Annotated in this window: 17 protein-coding genes; 7 read left to right on the top strand and 10 right to left on the bottom strand. The window is 34.5% G+C overall.

Annotated elements, in window-relative coordinates; all coding sequences use genetic code 11:
• From ACFFLS_RS09680 to ACFFLS_RS09655, 6 genes are all read right to left on the bottom strand, one after another.
• The gene (locus ACFFLS_RS09680; RefSeq protein ID WP_379685238.1) at positions 1-384 is read right to left on the bottom strand and encodes a group III truncated hemoglobin; all 384 of its coding nucleotides are present in this window, start codon (positions 382-384) and stop codon (positions 1-3) included.
• 80 nt (positions 385-464) lie between these two features.
• Complete coding sequence (ilvA, locus tag ACFFLS_RS09675; RefSeq protein WP_379685240.1) at positions 465-1,709, bottom strand: threonine ammonia-lyase IlvA; 1,245 nt, start codon at positions 1,707-1,709, stop codon at positions 465-467.
• A 259-nt stretch (positions 1,710-1,968) separates the two neighbouring features.
• Positions 1,969-2,508 (bottom strand): DUF4136 domain-containing protein, encoded by a 540-nt coding sequence (locus tag ACFFLS_RS09670; RefSeq protein WP_379685242.1) that lies wholly within the window; start codon positions 2,506-2,508, stop codon positions 1,969-1,971.
• 30 nt (positions 2,509-2,538) lie between these two features.
• Positions 2,539-4,515, bottom strand: a complete 1,977-nt coding sequence (gene hutU / locus ACFFLS_RS09665) for a urocanate hydratase (RefSeq protein WP_379685244.1) — start codon at positions 4,513-4,515, stop codon at positions 2,539-2,541.
• A gap of 314 nt (positions 4,516-4,829) precedes the next feature.
• The gene (locus tag ACFFLS_RS09660) at positions 4,830-5,804 is read right to left on the bottom strand and encodes a 2-hydroxyacid dehydrogenase (protein ID WP_379685245.1); all 975 of its coding nucleotides are present in this window, start codon (positions 5,802-5,804) and stop codon (positions 4,830-4,832) included.
• Between the two features lie 15 nt (positions 5,805-5,819).
• Positions 5,820-6,002 carry a C1orf53 family protein gene (locus tag ACFFLS_RS09655; protein WP_012023986.1) on the bottom strand — a complete coding sequence of 61 codons (183 nt, stop codon included), beginning with the start codon at positions 6,000-6,002 and terminating at the stop codon, positions 5,820-5,822.
• A gap of 115 nt (positions 6,003-6,117) precedes the next feature.
• Between ACFFLS_RS09655 and ACFFLS_RS09650 the strand changes: the two genes are divergently transcribed.
• The 5 genes from ACFFLS_RS09650 to ACFFLS_RS09630 all read left to right on the top strand — a co-directional run bounded on the left by ACFFLS_RS09650 (position 6,118) and on the right by ACFFLS_RS09630 (position 12,230).
• Positions 6,118-6,453, top strand: coding sequence for a hypothetical protein (locus ACFFLS_RS09650; RefSeq protein WP_379685248.1), 336 nt, complete (start codon positions 6,118-6,120; stop codon positions 6,451-6,453).
• The gene (locus ACFFLS_RS09645) at positions 6,450-7,358 is read left to right on the top strand and encodes a 1-aminocyclopropane-1-carboxylate deaminase/D-cysteine desulfhydrase (RefSeq protein ID WP_379685250.1); all 909 of its coding nucleotides are present in this window, start codon (positions 6,450-6,452) and stop codon (positions 7,356-7,358) included. The genes ACFFLS_RS09650 and ACFFLS_RS09645 overlap by 4 nt, the downstream gene beginning before the upstream one ends.
• Positions 7,351-8,217 (top strand): glucosaminidase domain-containing protein, encoded by an 867-nt coding sequence (locus ACFFLS_RS09640; RefSeq protein ID WP_379685252.1) that lies wholly within the window; start codon positions 7,351-7,353, stop codon positions 8,215-8,217. Before ACFFLS_RS09645 ends, ACFFLS_RS09640 begins: the two co-directional genes overlap by 8 nt.
• 75 nt (positions 8,218-8,292) lie before the next feature.
• Entirely contained in the window at positions 8,293-9,579 is a 1,287-nt protein-coding gene (gene hemL / locus ACFFLS_RS09635; protein WP_379685254.1) for a glutamate-1-semialdehyde 2,1-aminomutase, read from the top strand.
• A 173-nt stretch (positions 9,580-9,752) separates the two neighbouring features.
• A complete protein-coding gene (locus ACFFLS_RS09630) occupies positions 9,753-12,230 on the top strand; it encodes a zinc-dependent metalloprotease (protein WP_379685256.1) in 2,478 nt (825 codons plus the stop codon).
• Positions 12,231-12,278: 48 nt separating this feature from the next.
• Here ACFFLS_RS09630 and ACFFLS_RS09625 read toward each other — a convergent pair whose 3' ends face one another.
• Positions 12,279-12,692 (bottom strand): DUF4890 domain-containing protein, encoded by a 414-nt coding sequence (locus ACFFLS_RS09625; RefSeq protein WP_379685258.1) that lies wholly within the window; start codon positions 12,690-12,692, stop codon positions 12,279-12,281.
• 197 nt (positions 12,693-12,889) lie between these two features.
• Here ACFFLS_RS09625 and ACFFLS_RS09620 point away from each other — a divergent pair, with 197 nt between their 5' ends.
• Both ACFFLS_RS09620 and ACFFLS_RS09615 read left to right on the top strand, forming a co-directional pair.
• Positions 12,890-13,891 (top strand): 2-hydroxyacid dehydrogenase, encoded by a 1,002-nt coding sequence (locus tag ACFFLS_RS09620; RefSeq protein WP_379685260.1) that lies wholly within the window; start codon positions 12,890-12,892, stop codon positions 13,889-13,891.
• Positions 13,892-13,956: 65 nt separating this feature from the next.
• Entirely contained in the window at positions 13,957-14,553 is a 597-nt protein-coding gene (locus tag ACFFLS_RS09615; protein WP_379685262.1) for a hypothetical protein, read from the top strand.
• 71 nt (positions 14,554-14,624) lie between these two features.
• Here ACFFLS_RS09615 and ACFFLS_RS09610 read toward each other — a convergent pair whose 3' ends face one another.
• The 3 genes from ACFFLS_RS09610 to ACFFLS_RS09600 all read right to left on the bottom strand — a co-directional run bounded on the left by ACFFLS_RS09610 (position 14,625) and on the right by ACFFLS_RS09600 (position 20,802).
• On the bottom strand, positions 14,625-17,435 hold the full coding sequence (locus ACFFLS_RS09610; protein ID WP_379685264.1) for a DUF2135 domain-containing protein: 2,811 nt from the start codon (positions 17,433-17,435) through the stop codon (positions 14,625-14,627).
• Between the two features lie 81 nt (positions 17,436-17,516).
• Positions 17,517-18,665, bottom strand: coding sequence for a S1 family peptidase (locus ACFFLS_RS09605; RefSeq protein ID WP_379685266.1), 1,149 nt, complete (start codon positions 18,663-18,665; stop codon positions 17,517-17,519).
• A 622-nt stretch (positions 18,666-19,287) separates the two neighbouring features.
• Positions 19,288-20,802 (bottom strand): APC family permease, encoded by a 1,515-nt coding sequence (locus ACFFLS_RS09600; RefSeq protein ID WP_379685268.1) that lies wholly within the window; start codon positions 20,800-20,802, stop codon positions 19,288-19,290.
• Positions 20,803-20,860: the final 58 nt, after the last annotated feature.

Genomic DNA, 20,860 nt, shown 5'->3' with positions numbered 1-20,860 from the left:
TTAAAGTCCCTGATTCCTAAAATACTCAATTTTATGGCTGAACATAAAAGCCATGTTAGTAGCGCGCATTTTAGCTTCTTCTGTAATTGGACCTGCAAACTGTGCATCGATTGTAGTATTAAAAATGGCAATCCAGCGATCAAAATGAGTTTTATCAACAGGCAACTGTTTGTGTGGCGGAAAAGGTGTTCCAGAATAGGCACGAACATCAAAAAGAATGGTCTGCCAGAAATTATACATTTTTTGCAAATGCGGTTCCCAGCGATCTTGTAATTTATCGTTGAAAATAGGACCAATTAACTCGTCTTTTCTAACATTCGCATAAAAGCTGTTTACCATTTGCTGTATGTCTTCTATTGTCGAAATGTCTTTTAAATCTGCCATTTTGTTTATTCTAAAGTTAAGCTGCAAAAATACGCTATAAGTTCTTTTTTATTTCCTGACAATTATCATTTTGAAAATGATTATCCAATCAATTGCGTAAACAAATCCTGATTGTCATTTAGATACTGAAATTCAAATCCGTTTTGGGTCATGTTGATTTTTATCGCCATAATATCATTTTTGTTTTTCAGTTCTAAACCAACAACTACAGAGCCTTTTTCGCGGCTGTTTTTCTTAGCAAACTGAAAATAAGTAATGTCATCATCTGGGCCTAAAATATTATTTACGAATTCTTTTAGTGCTCCCGGACGTTGCGGAAACTGAATCATAAAATAATGCATCAATCCTTCATACAATAAAGAACGTTCTTTTATTTCGGCAGTTCTTTCAATATCATTATTGCTTCCGCTCACAATGCAGACTACATTTTTGCCTTTAATTTTATCCTTATAAAAATCCAAAGCAGCAATAGTCAAAGCTCCCGCAGGTTCTACAACCATTGCTTCTTCATTATATAATCTTAAAATGGTCGTGCAGACTTTTCCTTCGGGAACCAGAATAATATCTTCCAAATTGTAACGGCAGATTTCAAAAGTCTTATCGCCGACTTGTTTTACAGCAGCGCCGTCCACAAATTTGTCGATTGTTTTTAGCGGCGTATTTTTATTTTCTTCAATTGAAGTTTTCATCGAAGGAGCGCCTTTCGGTTCAACGCCAATGATTTTAGTGTTCGGACTTAAATGCCTGAAAACTTCAGACAATCCAGAAGCCAGTCCGCCGCCACCAATTGGAACAAAAACATAATCGATTGGTTCTTTACAGTTTTCTAGAATTTCCAACCCAACAGTTCCTTGTCCAGCAATCACTTTTTCATCATCAAAAGGATGAATAAAAGTTTTATGGTTTTTGATGGCATCTGCGGTTGCAGAAGCATAAGCATCATCAAAAGTATCTCCGGTTAAAACAATTTCAACAAACTTTTTTCCAAACAATTGTACTTGTTTTACTTTTTGTTTTGGAGTTGTTTTCGGCATGTAGATTTTACCTTGAATATTTAAAAGATTGCAAGAATAAGCAACTCCTTGCGCATGATTACCTGCACTTGCACAAACAATTCCATTTGCTCTTTCTTTTTCGTTTAACGAAGAAATCTTATTGTAAGCCCCTCTAATTTTATACGACCGCACAATTTGCAAATCTTCTCTTTTTAATAAAATAGTCGATTTGAATTCGTCTGAAAGATTCAGATTTTGTGTAAGAGGAGTAGCGGCAACTACACTTTCAAGTTGCTTTTTTGCATTAAGTACTTCGTTAAATAAACTCATGATAGTTGTTTTAGTTTTTTGCCACAGATTAAAAAGATTATAATGATTTTTAATCTGTGAAAATCCTTTAATCTGTGGCAAAATAATTTTATTTTAAAATAAAAAACCTCCCAATTGGGAGGTTTCTATAAATTATTATTTTACAAACTTATATAACACCTCGCCATTACTGCTGAATTGCAATAATGCTGATAATAGCGATAATAATGTTGTTAAAGTTCTTCATTTTTTTAGCTGATTGAATGACAAAAGTAAAAAATTATTTTTTTACTGGCGGATATTGAGCTAAAATTTTGTTTACAAACTCAGCAATTTTTTGATCTTTTTTATCAATGTTTCTGGTCAAAGTTCCCTGACCTTCGCCTTGCCAGATCATTTCTTTCTTTTTAGCATCAATCAAATCAATATACAGCGTTCCTTCAGTAGAAGTAGAAACAGTAGTCTGGTTTCCTCCGTACATCATCCACGGATTCCATCCCCATCCCCAACCGTAACCCCAGCCTGCGCTGAATTGGTTTACATTTACCTGTTCTCTCGATTTGGTAAAAATATTAATCAATAAATCAGGATTATCACTTTTCGTAAATCCTTTAGCCTGCATTTCGTTATCAATAGCATGAAGAATTCTTCTTTTGTCAAGATCAGAAATTTCGACCTTATCAATTCCTGGCTTAAAATAAGCATAAGTCTTATAAGGCGCGAAATCTACATTTTTATCGTAATCAGAATAAACAGTAATACTGCTGCAGGAAGCCAGTATTAAAAGCAAAAAGACAGGAATTAATTTTATAGCTCTCATATTTTTATAATTAAGTGTTCTCAAATTTAGTTAAAGCAAACTTTCATCTACCAAATTAGGCAAAGTCACTTTTAGTAAAGGCTCAACTTCCATGGCTCTTTTTATGGCAAAAACTGCACCTTCATTTCGAGCCCAGCTTCGTCTTGAAATTCCGTTATTCACATCCCAGAAAAGCATTGATGCTAAACGTTTTGAAGCCTCAGTAGAACCATCAAGAACCATACCAAATCCTCCGTTTATAACCTCTCCCCAGCCAACACCGCCGCCGTTATGAATTGATACCCAGGTTGCTCCTCTAAAGCTGTCTCCAATCACGTTATGAATCGCCATATCGGCTGTAAAACGAGAACCGTCGTAGATATTTGAAGTTTCTCTGTATGGAGAATCAGTTCCTGAAACATCATGATGATCACGGCCTAAAACCACGGCACCAATTTCGCCTTTTGCAATTGCTTGGTTAAAAGCTTCCGCAATTTTGATTCGACCTTCGGCATCCGCATAAAGAATGCGGGCTTGAGAACCAACGACCAGTTTATTTTCCTGAGCTCCTTTAATCCATTTAATGTTATCCTGCATTTGCTGCTGAATTTCATTTGGAGCAGTTTCTGCCATTTTTTCTAAAACTTCGCAGGCAATGGCGTCCGTTTTTAATAAATCTTCAGGTTTTCCCGAAGTACAAACCCAGCGGAAAGGCCCAAATCCGTAGTCAAAACACATTGGTCCCATAATATCCTGAACGTAGCTTGGATATTTAAAATCGATATTGTTTTTAGCCATTACATTTGCACCAGCGCGAGAAGCTTCTAACAAAAAGGCATTTCCGTAATCAAAAAAGTAAGTTCCTTTTGCAGTGTGTTTGTTTATGGCATCTGCATGACGACGTAAACTCTCCTGAACTTTTTCTTTGAATAATTCTGGATTTTCAGCCATCATTTTATTGGCATCTTCAAATGAAATTCCAACTGGATAATAACCTCCAGCCCACGGATTATGAAGTGAAGTCTGATCTGAACCTAAATCAATTTTGATATTTTCTTTATCGAAACATTCCCAAACGTCAACCACATTTCCTAAATAAGCGATAGAAACCGTTTCTTTGTTGGCTTTCGCCAGAGCAACTCTCTGAACCAATTCTTCCGTTGAAGTTACAATTTCATTAATCCATCCTTGTTCATGGCGGATTTTTGTGATTTTCGGATTTACTTCGGCGCAGACCGTAATACAACCTGCAATATTTCCGGCTTTTGGCTGAGCGCCTGACATTCCGCCGAGACCAGAAGTGACAAATAAGCTTCCTTCAGGATTTTGTTTGATTTTTCTAAAACCGTTTAAAACTGTAATCGTTGTTCCGTGTACAATTCCCTGTGGGCCAATATACATATAACTTCCCGCTGTCATTTGTCCGTATTGTGAAACTCCAAGCGCGTTCATTTTTTCCCAATCGTCAGGTTTAGAGTAATTCGGGATTACCATTCCGTTTGTTACTACAACTCTTGGAGCTTCTTTATGAGAAGGAAATAATCCCATTGGATGTCCCGAATACATCGTTAAAGTCTGCTCATCTGTCATTTCAGACAAATATTGCATTGTCAATAAATATTGCGCCCAGTTCTGAAAAACTGCTCCGTTTCCACCATAAGTAATCAATTCATGCGGATGCTGCGCTACAGCATAATCCAAGTTGTTCTGAATCATGTGCATAATCGCTTTTGCCTGCAATGATTTCCCTGGATATTCGTCAATCGGGCGAGCATACATTTTATATTCTGGACGAAGACGATACATGTAAATACGCCCATATTTCTCTAATTCTTCTGAAAACTCAGGTATTAATTCGGCGTGATGTTTTGGTTCAAAATAACGTAGGGCATTTTTTAGCGCCAGCTTTTTCTCTTCTGCCGAAAGAATTTCTTTTCGTTTCGGAGCATGATTAATTGCTGGGTCGTATGTCGCCTTTGGAGGTAATATATTTGGAATTCCTTGTTGTATTTGTTCTTGAAAAGTCATTTTCTTTTAGAGATGCTAAGTTGCTAAGGTTCTAAAACGCTAAGATATTGCGGTTAGATTAACAGCAGATTAATTTTTTGTTTTTATAATGTCGCTCCTTTGGAGCTTAAATGTCACGATTCGGAATTTATTCAAATTATCTAATTCTCAAATTGTCACATTTTCTAATAAAAAAAACTAAGGATACCGGATATCCGACCTGTGATACGATTTATAAATCGTAATCTTAAACTTTCTTGAACGAATATCCATATTAATTATTTTAGATTTAAGATTGTTGATTTTAGATTTTCAAAAATTATCTCATTTTCTAATTAAAAATACACTTCCTCATTAACACAATACGGCATTTTTTTATTTTCAAAAAGCGCTATTATATTTTGTGCAGCGCAAACCGCCATTCCGTTTCTTGCTTCATAAGTTGCTGAACCAATGTGTGGCAAAATGCAACAATTTGGCAGACACAATAACGGATTATCATACTTCATTGGTTCAGGATTTGTAACATCCAGTCCAGCGCCCCAGATTATATTATTCGTTAGCGCCTCAAATAAATCCTCTTCATTCTGAAATTTTCCTCTTGCGGTATTGATGAAAATCGAATTCGGTTTCATTTTGGCAAAAGTATTTTTATTGAAGAGTTTGTTGTTTTCTGCTGTATAATTAGCATGAACGCTTAAAACATCACTTTCAGCCAGCAAGGTTTCAAAATCTACGAATTTAGCATCCAATTCTTTTTCGGCATCTTCTTTACGAGAGCGATTATGGTAAATAATGTTCATTCCAAATGCAACTTTGCATTTTTGAGCCATTTCAAAACCAATTCGCCCCAAACCAAATATTCCTAAAGTTTTGCCATACAGTTCCTGTCCTAAATTGGCTAGCGGATCAAAACTTCCCCATTGGTCATTTAAAATTCTTTTATGATTGAAAAATGACTTTCTGGCAACGCTCTGCATCAATAAAAAAGCAACATCAGAAGTAGCTCTGCTTAAAACATCAGGCGTATTTCCAACCGGAATTTTTCTACTGTTTGCTGACGGAATATTGACAGAATCAAATCCTACAGAGAACAAAGCAATTCCTTTTAAATTACGACATTGCTGAAAAAAATCTTCATCCAAATTATTGGTTCCAACATTCAAAAGGGCATCATTTTTCTGACAGATTTTGATGAATTCCTCTCTGGATAATACACTCTCCGTTGGATTTACAGTTAGATTAATGCCTTTTTCTTGGAGCAGTTTAATGCCCGCTTCCGGTATATTTTTATTGATAAAAACGTTCATTTGTTGTTGTAATTTTTATGAAGGTTTATTTATTCTTCCTGTTTTTTTATCATATCCGTACGGACAATGGCGACAACCGCTTTTACAGCAGTAACCGCGTTTTAAATGATGTTTCTCAGTAAAGCATTTATAACCCTCGGGCGTATAGTAAAAATCTTCTCCTTCGATTAATTTATTTTCATTACTTTGCTCTTTCATAAATCTGCTTCGTGTTCTTTATTCGAATAATTAAAATCAAAAATATAAATAGTTGATTGTGATTTTATCGAAATCGAACAATTCTATAGCTACAAATTTATAAATTTTACAGCCAATGTTTCTGATTGTTGCCAAATATTTAATTCCGAAAGGATATCGTGGAATGGCTGTATTTCCGTTCGTAATTGTAAAATATGATTTTGATAAGACGAATGAAGTTTTCGTTAATCATGAAAAAATTCATTTAAGACAGCAATTAGAACTTTTAGTAATTCCGTTTTATATATGGTATTTTTTGGAGTATTTAATTCGTTTAATTCAATATAAAAACGGCGCTTTGGCGTATCGAAATATTAGTTTTGAAAGAGAAGCTTACGAAAAAGAAAGAGACTTAAACTATCTGAAAAACCGATCATTTTTTCAGTTTCTACATTACATCAAATCAAAATGAATCCAGTTTTCAATCAACCTATAAATATCAGTTTTCCGAATGACATTTCTTTGACGATAAAACGTGAAGATTTAATTCATCCATTTGTTTCGGGAAATAAATTCAGAAAATTAAAATACAATTTACTTCAGGCGAAAGCCGAAAACAAAGGCGCTTTACTAACTTTTGGTGGCGCTTTTTCCAATCATATTGCTGCAGTAGCTTATGCAGGAAAAGAGCAGGGATTTCAAACAATTGGAATCATTCGCGGAGACGAATTGTCTGATAAAATTGAAGAAAACCCAACTTTGAAATTTGCTCAGGAAAACGGAATGAAGTTCGAATTTGTTTCCAGAGAAGACTATCGTTTAAAGAGTGAAATCTCTTTTATAGAAAAATTAAAAGACAAGTTTGGCGATTTTTATTTAGTTCCCGAAGGCGGTACAAACGAACTTGCAGTAAAAGGCTGTGAAGAGATTTTGACAGAAGAAGATTCGGTTTTTAATTACGTATGTTGTGCGGTTGGAACAGGCGGCACGATTTCGGGATTAATCAATAGTGCATTGCCAAATCAGAAGATTTTGGGCTTTCCGGCGTTAAAAGGTGACTTTTTAAACGATGAAATTCGTATTTTTGCAAAAAAAGATAACTGGAATTTAATTTCTGACTATCATTTTGGAGGTTATGGCAAGATAAATTTAGAATTAATTGAATTTATCAATGCTTTTTTTGAAAAAACAAAAGTGCCCTTAGATCCAATTTATACAGGAAAAATGGTTTTTGGCGTTATAGATTTAATCAGCAAGAATTATTTTCCCGCACATTCAAAAATTTTACTCATTCATACAGGTGGATTACAAGGAATTAAAGGAATGAATATAAAGTTGAAGCAGAAAAAATTACCAATACTCAAAACCAATGATTAAAAAAATTGTATTGCTCTTTACAGTACTAGTTTTGGCGAGTTGTTCTTCGAGCAAGCCAGCTATCGCGACGACTCAAAAAGCGGCAGCTCAGAAAGCGAGAGTCACGGCAACCAAGAAGCCTGTAAAAACCGTTAAAAACTATCCTTCTACCAATAATACAACTGAGGTTATTCAATCTACATCAAAAACAGTTGTCACCAACAACGTAATCACCGATTATGTATTGCAATACAAAGAAATTGCAATGGGAAATATGAAAACTTACGGAATTCCAGCAAGTATCATTTTAGCGCAGGGAATTTTAGAATCGGGCGCAGGTAAAGGAGATTTAGCAATTGAGGCCAATAATCATTTCGGAATAAAATGCCACAAAGACTGGCTGGGAGAGAGCGTTCGCCATGATGATGATGCCGCTCAAGAATGTTTTAGAAAATACCCACAGGCATCAGAATCTTACAGAGATCATGCTTTGTTTTTGGTCGGAAAAAAAAGATATGAATCGTTATTTGCTTATGAAAAAGACGATTACAAAGCTTGGGCAAAAGGTTTACGAGCTTGTGGTTATGCTACAGATCCAAATTATCCAGAGAAATTAATCAGTTATATAGAGCGTTATAATCTTCATCAGTACGATTGTCAGGTTACCGGAAAAAATTATACACCAATAAACACATCAGCTCCTGCAAAAAGCACTCCATCGAACTCAAATTCAAACGACCCTAATTTATATGAAGTACAGAAAGGCGATACTTTATATTCGATTTCAAAGAAATTCAATTTGTTAGTCGATGATTTGAAGAAAAAGAACAACCTAACTGATAACGCTATTTCGATTGGACAGAGGCTTAGAGTTAAGTAATCAGTGTTCAGTTTTTAGTGTTCAGTCTCAGTTTTCAAACAATCTAAAATCTAATATCAGAAATCTAATATTATAATGTTATATAAAAGAAGTAGTCAGCTTTTTGCTGCAGCAGAAAAAGTAATTCCGGGAGGAGTAAATTCACCAGTTAGAGCGTTTAAAGCCGTTGGCGGAACTCCAATTTTCGTAAAAAGTGCTAAAGGCGCTTATTTATATGATGAAGATGGAAACAAATTAATAGATTACATCAACTCTTGGGGACCAATGGTTTTAGGTCATGCGTATCAGCCGGTTGTTGACGCCGTAATCGAAAAAGCAAAACTGGGAACTTCATTTGGAATGCCTACAGAATTGGAAACAGAAATTGCTGCTCTAGCCGTTTCTATGGTTCCGAATATAGATAAAATTCGTTTTGTAAATTCAGGAACAGAAGCTTGTATGAGTGCCATTCGTTTGGCAAGAGGATTTACAAAAAGAGATAAAATTGTAAAATTTGCTGGTTGTTACCACGGACATTCTGACTCATTTTTGATTCAGGCTGGAAGCGGGGCTGTAACTTTTGGTTCTCCAAATAGTCCTGGAGTTACGGAGGGAACAGCAAAAGATACTTTATTAGCAAAATACAATGATTTAGAAAATGTAAAAACATTAGTTGAAGCAAATAAAGGAGAAATCGCAGCCATTATTATCGAAGCAGTTGCAGGAAATATGGGTTGTATTCCGCCTGCAAAAGGTTTCCTTGAAGGATTGAGAGAATTGTGTACAGCAAACGGAATCTTATTGATTTTTGATGAGGTAATGACAGGTTTCCGTTTGGCTCGCGGTGGTGTTCAGGAATTATATGGTATTGATGCTGATATCGTCACTTTCGGTAAAGTTATCGGTGGTGGACTTCCGGTTGGAGCTTTTGCGGCACGCGAAGAAATCATGAACTATTTAGCGCCTCTTGGACCAGTTTATCAGGCAGGAACATTATCTGGAAATCCGTTAGCAATGGCGGCGGGATTGGCAATGTTGAAAGCTTTAGATAATGACAGAGCAATCTTTACTCGTTTAGAAGAAAAAACAGCTTATTTAGAAGCAGGAATCGACAAGGTTTTAAAAGCAAATAATGTTGTGTTTACCATCAATAGAGTAGGTTCTATGATTTCTGTTCACTTTGATGAAAACCCTGTGACTGATTTTCAAACTGCAGCAAAAGGAGATAACGAAACATTTAAAAAATTCTTCCACGGATTATTGCAGGAAGGTATTTATATCGCACCATCGGCGTATGAAACTTGGTTTATTACAGATGCATTGACTTATGAAGATTTAGATTTTACCATTAATGCAATTGACAAGGTTTCTAAAACATTTTAATTTCGAAATAAAAACAAAATCAAAAGGTTTAACAGGATGCTGTTAGACCTTTTTTTATGATTGGATTTTATCGTTTTTCGGAAAAGGATGAAGTGTTAAACATCATTAGAGTTTCTATATAATTGGAATAAAAAATTATTTTTGTTAGCAGATAATCATTAAAAGTTCAATAAATGAATAAATTTTTCATTTGTGCAGCTTCGGCATTTTTGTTATTGCTACCTGCTGTTCAGACCGCTCAATCCAAAAAAGAAAAATCTAAAAAAAATGAAGAAGCTGTTGCTCCAACTCCAGATAAGAGACCAGAATCGGGAATTAAGGAATACAGCAAAGTAATTACCAAATCGGCTGTGTCAGACGAAGGTCTTTTTACGGTTCATAAAGTAGATAAAAAATACTACTTCGAGATTCCAAATAAATATCTGGACAAAGACATGCTTTTAGTGAGCCGATTGGCAAAACTTCCTTCTAATTTGGGTGGAGGCTATGTGAACGCAGGTTCTGAAACCAACGAACAATTGATTGTATGGCAGCGTTTTCAGGATAAGATTTTAATCAAGTCGAAATCATTTAATGCTGTAGCAAATGATAGCTTGCCAATTAGTATTTCGGTCAAAGCCAACAATTATGAGCCGACTTTATATGCTTTTGATATCGTGGCTTTCAGCAAAGATTCGGCAAATACTGTTATCGATGTAACCAAATTTTACAGTACAGATGTAAAAGCAATAAGCGGTATTTCTGCAGAAATGCGTGAAACATACAAAGTAAAAGGGCTTGACGACTCGAGAACTTTTATTACGGCAATGAAAAGTTTTCCGATGAATATTGAAGTGATTCAGGATATGACTTATAACGCTTCAAAACCGTCAATGTTGGAAGATACAGAAACAATAAGTATTCAGATGAATCAATCTATGATTTTATTGCCTGAAGTTCCGATGAAACCAAGAATTTTTGATTCGCGCGTAGGCTGGTTCACCGTAAGCCAGTATGATTATGGAAGTAATGAATTAAAATCAGATCTTAAAACCTACATCCGCCGTTGGAGATTGGAACCTAAAGATCCAGAAGCGTATGCAAGAGGAGAATTGGTAGAACCAGTAAAACCAATTGTTTACTATTTAGATCCTGCGACACCAGAAAAACTAAAAAAATACATCAAACAAGGTGTCGAAGAATGGCAGAAACCTTTTGAAGCGGCTGGATTTAAAAATGCGATTATAGCAAAAGATGCGCCGACAAAAGAAGAAGATCCTGATTTTAGTCCAGAAGATGTACGTTATTCTGTTATTCGATATGTAGCCAGTACAACAAGAAATGCGGTCGGACCAAGCGTTTCTGACCCTAGAACAGGCGAGATTATAGAGAGTGATGTTATTTGGTATCACAATCATTTACGCTCGTACAGAAACAGATATTTGCTTGAAACAGGTGCAGCAAATCCCAAAGCGAGAACTTTGCAGACCAGTGATGAAGAAATGGGAGAAATGATGCGAATGGTAATTGCGCATGAAGTAGGTCATGCATTAGGATTTCCGCATAATATGGGAGCAAGTTGCGCATATGACACCGAAAGTTACAGAAATGGAGAATTTACGCAAGAAAACGGAATCGCAGCGAGTATTATGGATTATGCTCGTTACAATTATATTGCACAGCCAGGCGATAAAAACATTCGTTTTATCAGAAAGATGGGCGAATACGATTATTATGCCTTAAATTGGGGATATAGAGTGATTCCTGATGCAAAATCGCCTGAAGCAGAAACAGCTGTTTTGGACAAATGGATTTTAGAAAAAGCAGGAAATCCAGTTTATAAATTCGGAAAACAAAGCAGCACTTTCGATCCTTCATCACAAACAGAAGATATTGGAAACAATTCGATGAAAGCAAGTTCATACGGACTTAAAAACCTAGAATATGTAGCTGCGCATTTAAGCGAATGGACCAGCAGTGTAACCAATAAATATGAAGATTTAGATGAATTATACAAGGAATTGCTAGATGTTTGGGGACGTTATGTCGGCCATGTAGTAACCAATGTAGGCGGAGTTTACGAAAATACAAAACGACCAAACCAAACTGGAAATGTATACGAAGTGGTGCCAAAAGCGAAACAGATTGAAGCAATGAACTGGCTTCAAGAAAAAGCCTTTGCTTCTCCGACTTGGATTGTAAATCTAAACAATCTGAAAAATACAGATTATGCTGGTTATACCGAGAAGTTTAGAAATATACAAGTAAGACATCTGAATAATCTAATGAGCTTAGCGCGTATCGGAAGGTTAATGGATAACGAAATTCTGGGCGCTGATACGTATAAAGCTTTGGATTTCTTTAAAGATTTACGAAGAGGAATTTGGAAAGAAACTGCAGCTGCATCAAATGTAAGCATTTACAGAAGAAATCTCCAGCGTGGATATATTGATAGAATGGCATTTTTAATGACAGAAGAAATAAAGCCAAATGATAGATTTACAGTTTATTACAATGTTTCGCAATCTGATTTGAGAGCCTTGGTTCGAGGCGAATTAACAGCATTAAAAAGATCGCTTTCAGCAGCAAAAGCAGGAGCTGTAAACACAGAAACAAAATATCATTACGAAGACTGCATCAAACGAATAGATTTGATTTTAGATCCTAAGTAATAGAATTGCAAAAACAAAAAAAGAGGCTTTTAAGCCTCTTTTTTTTGTTTAGATTTTTTCTTTTCGTTCTTTCATTTTATCCCTCATCTTGTCTTTTTTCTCTTCTTGAAGCGTTTTCCATTTGGTATATTGGTCTGCTTTTAAGATTGATTTCATTTTAGCATCATTTGCAGTTGCTTCGTCTTCCATTTGTTTTTTGAAGGCCGCTTTTTCTTCAGCAGTAGGTTTTACGTTGCTGTCTTTTCTGTCTTTTCTCGCTTCTTTGAATTTTTCAGCTTTAGCACTTCTTTCAGCCAAAAGTTGTTTTACCTGAGATTGTTGGCTAGCATCCAGATTTAATTCTGAAGTCAATTTTTGAAGCTGTTTTTCATTACGCTGTTCAGGAGTCAATTTTTCTCTTCTGTCTTGTGCAAAACCTGCTATTCCAACAAATAACAAAGCCGCAATTAATAGTTTTTTCATGATGTAAGTTTTTTAATTGTTTATAGGAATTAGACTTTAATCGTTATAATTGGTTTAATTGAAGTTTTAGAATTATAATTTTTTTAACAAATTGATAGCGAATATCTTAAAATCGGATTTGCTGTTTAAAAGCACGAAAAATTTGCGTATTTTTAAGGTATTAACAAATTTAGAACTAGAACTAAATCCTACTTTCCATGAATAGAATAGCCTTTTTTTCTACCCAGCCTTACGATAAAACTTTTTTTAATCAATACAATTCTGATTTTGGTTTTCAATTAGATTTTTTTGAAACACAGCTTAATCCGCAGACCGTTGCTTTAATCGAAGAATGCGAAATTGTATGTGTTTTTGTGAATGATATTGTAAACGAGTCAGTTATTAAGCAATTGGCAGAAAAGAAAGTAAAAATCATTGCTTTACGCTGTGCTGGTTTTAACAATGTCGATTTGGAAGCAGCAAAAAAATACAATTTAAAAGTATGCCGCGTTCCAGCTTATTCTCCTCAGGCAGTCGCAGAGCACGCCATGGCAATGATTTTGACATTAAATCGAAAAACACACAAAGCTTATAATAGAGTTCGTGAACAGAATTTTTCTCTAAATGGTTTATTGGGTTTTGATTTGTTTGGAAAAACTATCGGAATTATTGGAACAGGAAATATTGGTAAAGCATTCGCTAAAATTGCTCTAGGTTTTGGCTGTAAAGTTTTGGCTTATGACATTTTTGAGAGTGAAGAAATGATAAAAGATGGTGTTTCTTTTGTGGGATTGGAAGAGATTTTCAAATCAAGTGATATTATTTCATTGCATTGCCCGCTAAATGATCAAACGAAACACATAATCAATAAAACCTCGATTGCTGTAATGAAAGAAAATGTTATGATCATCAATACCAGCCGTGGCGGATTAATAGAAACGGCCTGTGTAATTGAAGGATTAAAGGAAGGTAAAATCGGTTATCTCGGAATTGATGTTTACGAACAGGAAGAAAAATTATTCTTTAGAGATCTTTCTGCAGATATTATTCAGGATGATGCCATTCAGCGTTTGATGAGTTTTCCGAATGTTTTAGTAACAGCGCATCAAGCGTTTTTCACCAACGAAGCTTTAACGCAGATTGCGTTAGTAACTTTTAATAATATAAAATCATTAGTGGCGCAAAATGATATTGAAAATAAAGCCGCTTTATTAGTCTAAAATAGCAATTTACAGGTTTCTAAAACCAGTTGAGGTTGTTAAATGCTTAACCTAAAAAAACGATTATGAAAAATAAGATTATAATTCTAGTCGGAATTTTGACATTGAATTCCTGTCAAAATAAAAACGAATCGAAAAATATTGTCAAAATAATTGTTCGGGATACTTTGTCTAAAACGATTGGAGGAACAGCAGATTTAAGCGATGCGCCACCAGAAGATGATAAAGCCGTTGCACTGATTCGAAAACAATTGAATGTTTTGCTGAAAAAAGATTTAGCTGCAATGACAAAAGAAGATCGCTATTTTTACTACGAAGCTTTTGATCTGAATAATGACGGAAAGGATGAATATTTTGTAGGTTTTTCAAATTCCTATTTTTGTGGAACTGGAGGCTGTTCAGGTTTAATTTTGAATAATGATGGAAGTGAAATCAATAAGTTTTCAGTAACCGATTTTCCAATTTTGGTTAAAACATCAGCAACAGAAAAGTTTTATGATCTTTTGATGAAAAGCGGCGGTTTATTTCATCTCGTAAAAATGAAAAATGGGAAATATCCATCAAATCCTTCTGTAGAAGATAAATGGCAGGGAGAAATTCCAAGAGAAAGCACAAAAGTACTGGATATTTATGATAAGAAATTGGCGAAATATTCTTTCTAAAAGAGTAAAAAACGAAACCCGATAGGTTTATAAAACCTATCGGGTTTGAATATTAATAAGCTTTGTAACTTCTAAAATTCAAATTCTCCAATTAGAATCTTACTGTCGTTTTCACGCTTGTTTTCTTTTTGACTCTGAAAAACAGCAATTTTTCGTTCTTGTCTTCCATCAGAATAGTAAAGGTACACTTCGGCCATAATAGTCGTTGGACCAGACAAAATGTTTTGTCTTTCGCCAAAAAAGTTGGTTTTAATTTTATATTTCCCTTTGATAGCTTTTTTTAGTAAAAACTGTTCAGGACCAAAACCTTGGGTGAAATCGTTGCTTAATCTCCCTCCGATTTCTGTCGATTTATGCGAGTAAGAACAATCTTCTCCTCTTGGATCGGTAACCCAAAGATCGATATCGGTATTGTCTTTATTCCAGTTGATTACCACACGGATGTCAACAGGAAGATTTGCTTTTAGACGGTCATCAACTTTGCTTGCATCGACATTTTTGTTCTGGCTCAAAATATTATTGATTTCCATAATCAAAATCTCTTCGATACCATTATCTCTAACAGAAATTTCATCTGTATATTCCTGATAAAGCATTGATTTGTATACGTTAAGAGCCTCTTGAGGTTTTTTATTGTCAACCAAAGCCAATGCATAATCTCTGTGACTTTGAGTGTCAAATGGTCTCCATTCTAGAATCTTTTGGGTAATCCACAATTCTTTATCATAATTACCTCTCTGTTTTAATAGATAAGATATTGTTTTGTATAATTCTTCATTTTCTAAATCCAGTTCAGCTAATGTACTTAAAACCTTTAAAGAAAGAACTTTATCACCTTTTCTGAATAACAGTTTTGAAACATCAAAATAATAAGTTACCTGTTTTTCATATTTAGGGCGATTTTCAAGATATTTCTGGTAAATCAATTCAGGCGATTGTAAAGACTGAAAATCTTTCATATACTCTTGAGTACTTTCTACATCTACTAAAGTTATTTTACCTGTAGATGTTTTTTTATCGCCTGATCTGCTCTCTCTTTCTGCAGAATATACAGCGTTATCGCTAACAACACTTTCTTCTGAAGACAATTTTTGTGACTGTTTAGAAATTTTAGGATACTGTTTTTTTTCTGTAGCCTTAAATTCAGAATTCCACCAAGTTGTCAGTTCACGAGTTACATCAAAAGCTTTGGATAGAAGATTTTTTCTTTTTTCTAAAATTTGCCTTTTGTTTTGCGAAACGATTTTGTTGTATTCTGATAATAATTCTTCTGGAGGTGTGATTCCAAAACGTACATAATCATTAACGTCTTCCAATACTATAAGGCTTGTATTCTTGCTTACGACCCCAAACTGTTCGCTTAGATTTTTTATTTCATCACGGTTTTGAGTCGAATTAAGTTCAAGATCATTAATTTTTCGTTGTGCCCAAAATTGTGCAATAGGCCAATTATCTACTTGTGTAGCGTTATTAAAATCTACAGGAACTTCGAATTTCTTATTTCCTACTGAAAAAACAGCGGTAAGTTTGCCCAAATTTGGTGCTGAAATTCCAAATAAATTGACTGGTTCGTTTACTGCCGTTCCAACGTTTGGAAACAATTCCTGAATGGTATTGTTTTCTTTAAATCCTAAAAAGATAATAGGCAATCTTTTATACGTTTTTAGAGCAGATTGCGTATCTAATTCGTTAAGATTTATAAAATTTCCTCCTGATTGTAAAGCTAAAAGTCTAAGCAGATTAAAATCGGAAGTCGGCGTGCTTGTTATGCTGTTGACAGGTTTTTTGAATTTTAAAGTCAAATCACCAAAATTCGAAATCCCGTCAGAAAATAAAAGGTATTCGTCTATTTGTGAAATTTCTTTTAAGGCACTAAAGTCGGTTCCACCATCATATTTCAGATTAAGAATTCTGTCTTTTAATACGTTCCAATTTCCTCCAGAAACGGTAAATTCTTCTGTTTTTTCGAGAATATTATTCAAAAGAACAAAAGATACTGCGATATCCTTATTCTCTGCAAAATAAGCATTAAGGAAGTCCAATTCTTTTTGAATGTTTCTCTTCGATCCGCTGAATGAATTATCCCAGATAATTGCAATTTTTTGAGATTTTGTTTTTTCCTTTATTGGAATATTCATCGAAACATTTGTTGCAAAATAAAACTTATCGTCAGAAGTTTTCTGAAGCAGCACATTAGAAGATTCGTTTACCTTTGGAATCGTAATTTTAAGGCTTTCGCTTGGCGTAAAATTTCTTTTGTTGATTTCAGCTACCCATTGATTTCCTTTTTTTTGAAAAGCAAAACTCCCATCTGGATTTTCCGTAATTTTAGGAGTTGTCAGACTTTCATTAATCAATACTTTCAGATTAAATTTTGGAATATTGACTGCATTGCCAAAACTTAAAAAATACAGATAATCGGTAGCAGAGTTTTTTAATTCCTGATTATAAGTAATCTGAATCATTCTGCTGCCTTTCGCTGTAATTGGATAAATTCTGGTTCTGAAATTATTTCCAGTTACTTTTTCAATAATACCAGGATCTACATTTCTTTTTTCGATGCTTTCGAATACTTCTTTAGCTCGTTCTTTTGGAACAGGAACGGCTTCCCTTAAACTTCCATTTATGTCTAAAGCATAGCCGCTTATGCTCACTCCTTCAGGCAGCGGAAGCGTAAAATTCCCTTCTAGAATTCGGTCACTAGAGTTATAGAATATATATGTTGCAGTTGTTGTTGCAAGATTTCCTAAAATTTTGGTTTCAATTTCTACATCCTGTAGGGTTACTGAGTTTTTTTTCTGATTTTCGACATCCAGAGTTGGAATCTGTGAAAAAGCGGCACTAAAGAATAGTAGTGCACAGATAGTAAGAATTTTATTCATAATTAATAAGCGTGATTTTTTATTCGATTATAAATGTAGGAAAAATCTTTTATTTTGAAAGTTTTTTTGTAATTTTTCAAATTACAGAGAGTTGATATGCTTAGCTACAATTCCAAAATTTATGCCTTGAACCTGATCTACTCCACTGAAATTAATCGCAATCAGCTGACCACATTCATTAAAAACTGGCGCACCGCTAGCACCATGTGTAGAAGTTATGCTGTATTGAATTTTATTGCCGTCTGATTCTTTACTTATTTGACCGTTGTAAAGTTGCACTTTTATACCTGAATTTGTTTGTGCCAAATCCATTCCTAATGGATATCCTACCATAATTGCCTTTTGTCCTGGTACTAATGAAGAATCGTTTTCAACTGCATTATCAAGATCGATTACATTGTTAACAGTTCCTGGAGTACTTTGATCAACCAATTTCAAAATGCCTAAATCTATATTGTTGTCTTCCGACACTTTTTTAATTTCGCAATCAATCCACTCATCATTAGAGTCGTGAAGAGCTACTTGAAGTTCTAAGGTTTTTACATATACTTCAATATTGTCTATAGAAACATATTCTTTTACAGGAATAGATGCTGCAATATCAGTTGATGCTGTATCTGTTGTTGTTTCTGTTTCATCTGAACTAACAAATTCTTCACCCGCTGATTCACTAGTTTCTTCGCTTGATTCCTCATAATCTCCCTCTTCTTCACTTTCATTGTATGATATTGAAGCATGCGACCAGTTTCTGCTGATAAAACTTTCATACTCATCTTCAGAAACATCGGTAGTAAGAATAGAGGCAACCTTCATTCTTAGATTTCGGATAGTGGTATTTACTTTGTCGCTTTCTTCATCTGATGAATTCCATGGCTGTAAAACATGTCTATTGGTTAGCATGTTTCCGTTTTTATCAATAAAAAAGCCAGTTCCGTAAATTGTTTCTTGTTTAGCGTCCTCAGCGCTAAGTTGAATTTCTTTTCCATTAATTTTGGCAAAATAGCCATATCTATGTTTTATAAGTACAACTGCATCTTTGTAAGTGTCATAGATTTTGGTGTCTGTGCCTAAACAAATAGTTTCGGTTTTAGGTTTGAAATATTTAAATCCTAAAAATCCTGCGGCTGAGAGCAAGATAATACCGATTACAACAAATTTGTAACGATTTCCTTTTTTCTTGTTTGTTGCTGCCGCTAAGTCTTCGTTTGGGGCGATTTTTCTAATTTTCATTTAGAGTATTGGTTGAAAAATGTTAATTGAATGGGTTTGGTTAAAAAAAAATTAGACCTGATATCAAGTCTAATTTTTTTTTTCAAATGTAGTAATTTGTTTGCAAAAGAATGTAAAAATAAAATCAATTCAATGTTCAGTATTGGCTCGATTTTGATTTGTTTTTTACGTTAGTCCTTGTATTTTATTGCAAGGAAGTTTTTAGGGTGTTAAATTATTGTTTATTAGTGGTTTAAAAATGATAGGCGATTCCGACCTTAATTTTTTAATCTATAAACTTTCCGCTTGTCTTCGATAATAATTCCAGTTAATCTAAGAGTAGAAAGATTTTTTTTTGAAAAAAAAGTAAGTATAAAAAGAGGTTTTTAATATAAAATCTATCAAAGAATCAGGTTTTGTTTTGTCCTGAAAAATGCACTCTGATTTAGTAACGAGGGCGAAGATCTGCTTTACAAAATAAGCCCAATTCAAGTTTTTTTGAATCCCTCGGTCTTTTAAATTCTTCGCTTGTTGGTTACATAATTAACTTAATTATATAGTCAACTGTTTTTAGGACGAGAGAAGCCATAAAAAAACCTGTTAATACGATTAACAGGTTTTTTTTAGTTTTGATGGCGAAATATTAGTTTATTTCTTCAGTATTGTTTTCTGGATTATTAAGTCTTGCTCTTTTTTTGCTGTAAGCAAAATATACAATAATACCTAAAGTTCCCCAGCATAAAAATGCAATCCAAGTTTCATGTCTTACTTGAGTCATTAAGAATAAATTAAAACAAACACCAAGTGTTCCAACAAGATATACCGCAGGAGTTTTGTAGTGTCTTTCTAATTCTGGTTTTTTGTATCTAAGAATCATCACGGCAACACACACCATTCCAAATGCTAATAATGTTCCCATGCTACACATTTCGCTGACTTTCTCAATTGGTGTAAGGGCAGCAACAATAGAAATAATTGTACCAACTAAAAAAGTGCTTTTATAAGGAGTCTTAAAATTAGTATGAAGTTTACTGAAAAATGGAGGCAATAAACCATCTTTAGACATTCCTAAGAAAATACGTGTCTGACCAAGCATCATTACAAGCATTACAGAAGTTAGTCCTGCAGTTGCGGCTATAGTAATGATAAATACAGCCCATGTTAATCCGTTTTCACTAAAAGCAGAAGCCACAGGAGCAGCTTTGTCTAGTTGATCGTAATGAACCATACCTGTTAATACTAATGAAACAAGAATATAAAGAATGGTACAAATTACTAAAGAAGCAATAATAGCAAAAGGAACGTCTTTCTTAGGGTTAATAGCTTCTCCTGCCTGAGTAGACACAGCATCAAATCCGATATAAGCAAAGAATACAATTGTAGCGGCGGTCAATACACCTCCAAAACCGAAATTCATTTTTCCGGTTGCATTTCCAAGAGAGTCAAGAGCTGGTACTTCGGTGGGAATAAATGGATACCAGTTGTCTGAATTGATATAAAAAGCACCACAAACAATTACAAAAAGCACTACCGCAATTTTAATAATTACAATCATATTATTTGTGCTAGCGGCTTCTTTAATTCCTTTTACAAGAATTGCAGTTACAATCCATGTGATTATAAAAGCAGGTAAATTAAAGGCAAATGTAGGAACGTCAATTAAATCATTTGGGAAAGCTTTATTGTGTTCTAGTATTTTTTCTGTGGCTGTGTGTAAGTCATTACAAAGCCATATGGGTATATTAATTCCAAACAAGTGCAACAGTTTTACAAAATAACCACTCCAGGCGACGGCGACGGTCGTAGCTCCCATCATGTATTCCAGAATTAAATTCCAGCCTATGAACCAAGCAAAAATTTCGCCGATTGTTCCGTAGGCATACGCATACGCAGAACCTTCTACCGGCAATACAGAGGCAAATTCAGCATAACAAAGAGAAGCAAATAAACAACCTATACCTGCAATAACAAAGGATAACGCCAAGGCTGGGCCTGCATAATCATGAGCGGCAATACCTGTTAAAGTGAAAATACCTCCACCGATTATTGCTCCAATTCCTAATGAGGTTAGTCCCCATCTTGTAAGTACTCGTTTTAAATCACTTTTTTTCATATCAGCCTCAAAGGCAGATATTGGTTTAACTCTCCAGATTGACATACTATTTTATTGGTTTATTTGTTATTAAGCTCCAAATGTATCGTTTTTTATAAAAAAT

The organism is Flavobacterium procerum, from assembly GCF_042431625.1.
Lineage (GTDB): Bacteria > Bacteroidota > Bacteroidia > Flavobacteriales > Flavobacteriaceae > Flavobacterium > Flavobacterium procerum.
This window is presented reverse-complemented; position numbering and strand designations above follow the sequence as displayed.